The sequence below is a fragment of the Streptomyces bohaiensis genome (assembly GCF_012033785.1).
Taxonomy (GTDB): Bacteria; Actinomycetota; Actinomycetes; order Streptomycetales; family Streptomycetaceae; genus Streptomyces; species Streptomyces bohaiensis.
On the sequence record NZ_JAAVJC010000301.1, the window covers coordinates 1 to 5,565 of the forward strand.

A 5,565-nucleotide genomic window follows, 5' to 3' on the forward strand; every position below is an offset into this window, starting at 1 on the left:
GTGCGGGGCACGCCGGCGGCGGACCGTCGGGCGGCGCGCGGGGCGACCCGCCCGGGTCCGCCCGGGTCCCAGCGGCGGGGGAGCGGCGTCACAGCCGCAGCCCGAGGTGGACCGCGCCGGGAGGGGCCCCGGGGGCGGTGAGCGAGGTGAAGCCCAGCCGGTCGTAGAAGGCCCGGGCACGGGTGTTCTCCGGGTTGACCCCCAGGTGCACCCCCGGCACACCGCGCGCCCGCAGCGTGTCGAGCCAGGTCTCCAGCAGCGCGCGCCCCAGGCCGCGGCCCTGCCCCTCGGGGAGGAGGTCGATGTGGAGGTGGGCCGGGTAGTGCTCGTCGAAGGCGGGGACGTGCATCCGATCGGCGTGGTGCAGCAGCTTCCGCATCGCGGCGTCCGGGCCCTCGGCCCCCTCGTCGGGGGCGGGGAACCGGTCCGCCACCGTGGGCAGCCACACGCGGCGGAACCGGTCGTAGAACGCGGCGGTGTCCGCGGTCCCCAGGACGTAGCCGATCACGCGCTGCCCGTCGTCGGCGACGAGGACCAGTTCGGGCTCCAGCTCCGCGTAGGGCGTCGCGAAGATGGCCGGAAGCACGCCGGGGTCGTCGTAGTGGCCGCGGGCGTCCTCACCGCCGAGGCCGGTGCGGACGCAGACGTCGGCGAGCCAGGCGCTGTCGGTGGGACGGTAGGGGCGCAGGACGGGCGTGGCAGGTGGCATGCGCGTCATCCTGCGCGAGCCGGGGCGCCGGGCACAAGGCAGGCGACCGGCGGCCGCCGGAGCCGGTGGGCGCCGGTTCCGGACCGCGCTCCGAACCGCCTCGCCGCTGTCAGGTGCCGGCGGGGGCGCGCGCCGCGTCCTGCGGCACGCCCGGGCCGGTGTCGCCGCGCAGCTTGTCCAGGGTGATGCCCGCCGGGTCCACCTGCGGTATCCCCTCGGCGTCCAGCAGCTTCTTGATGCGCAGCCGCAGTTCCCGCGTGACGGCGGGGCCCTTGCCGGCCGGTACCTTCACGGTCGCCTTGATCACCTGCGAGTCCATGGAGACCGCCTCCAGGCCGAGGACGTCCAGCGGTTCCCACAGCAACTCGTCCCAGGGCGGGCTGTCCGACAGGTCGGCCCCCGCGCGGGTGACCAGCTCGACGACGCGGGCGGTGTCCTCCGAGGCGCGCACCTCGACTTCGACGGAGGCCGTGGACCAGCCCTGGCTGAGGTTGCCGACCCGCTTGATCTCCCCGTTGCGGACGTACCAGATCTCGCCGTCGTCGGACCGCAGTGTCGTCACCCGCAGCCCGATCTCCAGGACCTCGCCGACCACCTCGCCCGCGTCGATGCGGTCCCCGACGCCGTACTGGTCCTCCAGCAGCATGAACATGCCGGTCAGCACGTCGGTGACCAGGTTGCGGGCGCCGAAGCCGATGGCCACGCCGACGATGCCGGCGCTGGCCATCAGCGGCCCGAGCTCGATCCCCAGCTGGTCCAGGACCATCAGCGCCGCGGTGCCCAGGATCAGCAGCGTGGCCACGCTGCGCAGCACCGAGCCGATCGCCGCCGACCGCTGCCGCCGCCGTTCGGGGTTGACCAGCAGCCCACGGGTCGGCCCGGCCGCCCGCTCCCGGCGGCTCATCCGCGCGATCACCCGTGAGACGGCCCGGCGGACCAGCGCCTGCACCACGAACGCGATGACCACGATCAGGACGATGCGCAACCCGGTGGCCAGCCAGCTCTCCCAGTTCGCCTCCAGCCACCCCGCGGTGCGCGTGGCGCGTTCGGCTGTGTCGGCGAGGGCGGCCGACCGCGGCGCTGCCGGGACGGCCTCGGGGAGCGGGCCGCCCGGCGCGCCCCCGAGGACGCCGGTGACGGCCGGGGCACCGGGGGCACTGGTGACGGCGGGGGCGGAAAGGGACGGAAGCACCCGATCACGGTAGGCGAGTCGCGACGCCCCGCGGCGGGCCGAGGGCCGGGAACCGGCCAGGTCAACCGGGCCGCGGCCCGAGGAGGGGACGTCCCACCAGCGGCGCGGTGTCCGGATGTGGACCCCGACACATTCCCTTTCGTGGTGGCGCCGCCGACCGTCCGCGATGGACACTGTGGGAGATCGTCCCGGCGCGAAGCCACGCGTCGCCGACGGAACGGGAGGCCCTCGTGGCACATGTCCTGGTCCTCAACGCCTCGTACGAGCCGCTGGGTGTCGTACCGGTGCGACGCGCGCTCGTCCTGCTGCTGCACGACAAGGCGGTGGCGCTCGAGCACAGCGGCCTGCTGCTCCGGAGCGCGACCCGGGCCGTCCCGGCCCCGAGCGTGGTGCGCCTCAAGCGGTTCGTCCCGGTGCCCTACCGCAGCGCCGTCCCGCTGACCCGCCGCGCGCTGTTCGCCCGGGACGGCGGGCGGTGCGCCTACTGCGGCGCCGTCGCCACGAGCGTGGACCACGTCATCCCCCGCAGCCGGGGTGGCGCGCACGCCTGGGAGAACGTCGTCGCCGCCTGCCGGCGGTGCAACCACGTCAAGGCCGACCGGCAGGTGGCCGAGCTGGGCTGGCGGCTGCGCCACCCTCCGGGCCCGCCGTCGGGGCTCGCCTGGCGCATCATCGGCACCGGCCACCGCGACCCGCGGTGGATGCCGTACCTGCGGCCCTACGGCGCCGACGAGGCGCTGGCGCGGTTCGAGGGCACCCCGCTGTGACGCCGCCGCGGTCCACTGCCCGGGTCGGACCGCCCGCCGCCCCGGCCGCGGTGACCGGCGCGGCCCGGACGCCGCTGCGCCAGGCGTGCGATCCCGCCGCCCGAACGGCGGTGCCCCGCCGCGCCGCCCGCCGCGGAACGCCGCCCGCCACTCCCGTGCGCCGGTCCCGCCCACCCGCGCAACCCCCGGAAGATGTGGCGCGAACCCGGGTCCACGCGCGAAAATCTTCGTGATATGGCGGCGTGAGGTCGGCCACCTTCCTGGTGCGGGGACGGGTGGCATCACGCAGTCTGGGTAGGCACGACCAGGAAGCAGCTGGTGGAGAAGACCGAACGAGTACGACGAGCGGACCGGACCGGCCCCGACGACCGGGTCCGGAACACGCAAGGAGACGACATCGTGAGTGCAGCCACAGAGCTGGACAGCCCCGCCCTCATCTGGATGCCGACGCAGGCCGCCGACGACGAACCCGTCAAACACGCCGCGCCCGAGCTGTGGGATACCGGCGAGCTCGACCTGTCGGCCCTCACCGACCCCGACTCCGGGCTCGACGGCTCCAGCTCGCGCTCCGGCCACGCGGCCCCTCTCACCAGCGAGCCCCCGCTCGCCGACACCACCCCGCTCACCGCGGAGCAGCCGCTGGCGGCGCAGCTCCCGCTGACCGCCGAGCCCACCGGGACCGCCCTGCAGGGGGACTCCCGCGGGGACCACGAGACCACCGGCGACGCCGGCGCCACGGGGGTCACGGGCATCGAATGAGGCAGCTCGCGCGGCTCGCAGCGGCGCACTCCGTCGCCACGTCCTACCGACCCTCCCCCGATCGATGTGTCGACGTGCCGCGCGAGACCGTCGTGGCCGTCCTCGGCGCCCTCGGCGTGGACGCCTCCAGCGACCGCGCCATCGGCGAGGAACTGGAACGGCACCGCCGGAGAGCCGCCACGCGCCTCCTCCCGCCCACCGTCGTCCTCGGCGACGGCCCCACCGCGCACGAGGCCCTCCCGCCGCTGCCCGAGGGCACGGTGCTGCGGGTCCGCACCGAGGACGGCAGCGAGCTGGGCTACGGCCCCGGGCTGCCGCTCGGCCGCCACCTGCTGCGCGCGCACACCGCGGACGGTCGTTCCGCCCACGCGCACCTCCTCGTCGCCCCCGACCGGTTACCGGTGCCGCGCAGCCGCCACCACGGCCTGCTGTTCCAGCTCTACTCGGTGCTCTCCGCCCACTCCTGGGGCATGGGGGACCTGGGCGACCTGGCCGAGATCGCCGGCTGGGCGGGCCGCACCCTGGGTGCGGGCTTCCTCCAGATCAACCCGCTGCACGCCGCCGTGCCGGCGGCGGACGGTGCGGCCACCGACCCCTCGCCCTACCGGCCCGCCACCCGCCGCTACTGCGACCCCGTCCACCTGCGGGTCGAGGACGTCCCGGAGTTCCGCCACCTGGCGGGCGCGGCCGCCGAACGGGCCGCCGTCCTCGTCTCCCGCGCCGCCGCCCTGCGCGAGGGGGTCCTCCGGCACGGCAGGCCCATCGACCGCGACGCGGTCTGGGCGCTGAAGCGGGAGGCGCTGGAGCTGGTGCGCGGGGTCCGGCCGGACCCCGGCCGCGCCGCGGCGCACGCGGCCTACCGGGAGAGCCAGGGGCGCGCGCTGACCGACCACGCGCTGTGGTGCGCGCTGACCGAGCGGTACGGGCCCGACTGGCGGAGCTGGCCCGCCGGACTCCGCGACCCCGCCTCCTCCGACACCGCCCGCGCCCGGGAGGAGCACCGCGAAGCGGTCGACTTCCACGCCTGGTTGACGTGGCTGACCGACGAGCAGCTCGCCGGCGCCCAGCGCACCGCACGCGCCGCCGGCATGGACATCGGCCTCGTCCACGACCTGGCGCTCGGCGTCCACCCCGACGGTTCGGAGGCATGGGCGCACCAGGACGCGCTCGCCGCCGGCATGTCCATCGGCGCGCCCCCCGACGCGTTCAACGCCCGCGGTCAGGACTGGGGCCTGCCGCCCTGGCGCCCCGATGCGCTCGCCGCCGCAGGCTACGCGCCCTACCGTGAACTGCTCGACGGGCTGCTGCGGCACGCGGGCGGCCTGCGGATCGACCACGTGCTCAGCCACTTCCGGCTCTGGTGGGTCCCGGAGGGCGCCTCACCGGCCGACGGCACCTACGTCAGCTACGACGCGCGGGCGATGCTCGGAACCCTCGCGCTGGCCGCGCAGCGAGCCGGGGCGGTGGTGGTCGGCGAGGACCTCGGCACGGTCGAGCCCGGCGTCCGCGAGGAACTCGCCGGTCGGGGTGTCCTCGGCACCTCCGTCCTGTGGTTCGAGCGCGAGTACGACAAGCCGGGTGAGCCGGCACTGCCGCCGTGGCGGTGGCGGGCGGGCGCCCTGGCCACCGTCTCCACCCACGACCTGCCGCCGGCGGCGGCACGGCTGAGCGAGGCCGACATCGAGCTGCGGCTGCGGCTGGGGCTGGTGGACGGCGACCCCGAGGAGGCGCGCGCCGCGGCGCGCGCGGAGACCGAGGACTGGCTCGCCACCTTCGGCCGCCACGGCCTGCTGTCGCGGGACGCGGTCGAGGAGGACCGCATCACCGCCGCCTACCGGTACGTGGCCCGGACCCCCGCCCGGCTGGTCGGGCTGTGGCTCCCCGACCTGGTCGGCGACCGCCGCCCGCAGAACGTGCCCGGCACCTGGCGGGAGTACCCGAACTGGCGGCTGCCGGTCGCCGACGCCGAGGGCCGCCCGGTCTCCCTGGAACACCTGGTGGCCTCGCCGCGGCCGGCGGCCCTCACGGCGGCCGTCCGCGAGGAACTCGACGGTCGCGGCTGACGCGCGTGCGGGGGCGGTGCACCGACTCCCGCACGCGGCGCGTGCCGCCCTCGAGCGCCGTGCACGGCGCTCGAG

5 protein-coding genes are annotated in these 5,565 nt (G+C 76.4%); 3 read left to right on the plus strand and 2 right to left on the minus strand.

The window, feature by feature from the left end; translation table 11 throughout:
- Positions 1–88 precede the first annotated feature (88 nt).
- Both HCN52_RS21345 and HCN52_RS21350 read right to left on the minus strand, forming a co-directional pair.
- Complete coding sequence (locus tag HCN52_RS21345) at positions 89–709, minus strand: GNAT family N-acetyltransferase (protein WP_168090076.1); 621 nt, start codon at positions 707–709, stop codon at positions 89–91.
- Positions 710–818: 109 nt separating this feature from the next.
- Positions 819–1,901, minus strand: a complete 1,083-nt coding sequence (locus HCN52_RS21350; RefSeq protein ID WP_168090077.1) for a mechanosensitive ion channel family protein — start codon at positions 1,899–1,901, stop codon at positions 819–821.
- Positions 1,902–2,131: 230 nt separating this feature from the next.
- Between HCN52_RS21350 and HCN52_RS21355 the strand changes: the two genes are divergently transcribed.
- The 3 genes from HCN52_RS21355 to malQ all read left to right on the plus strand — a co-directional run bounded on the left by HCN52_RS21355 (position 2,132) and on the right by malQ (position 5,490).
- Positions 2,132–2,668, plus strand: coding sequence for an HNH endonuclease (locus HCN52_RS21355; protein WP_168090078.1), 537 nt, complete (start codon positions 2,132–2,134; stop codon positions 2,666–2,668).
- Positions 2,669–3,067: 399 nt separating this feature from the next.
- Complete coding sequence (locus HCN52_RS21360) at positions 3,068–3,427, plus strand: hypothetical protein (RefSeq protein WP_312876819.1); 360 nt, start codon at positions 3,068–3,070, stop codon at positions 3,425–3,427.
- Positions 3,424–5,490, plus strand: a complete 2,067-nt coding sequence (malQ, locus tag HCN52_RS21365) for a 4-alpha-glucanotransferase (RefSeq protein WP_168090079.1) — start codon at positions 3,424–3,426, stop codon at positions 5,488–5,490. The genes HCN52_RS21360 and malQ overlap by 4 nt, the downstream gene beginning before the upstream one ends.
- The last annotated feature ends 75 nt before the right edge of the window (positions 5,491–5,565 follow it).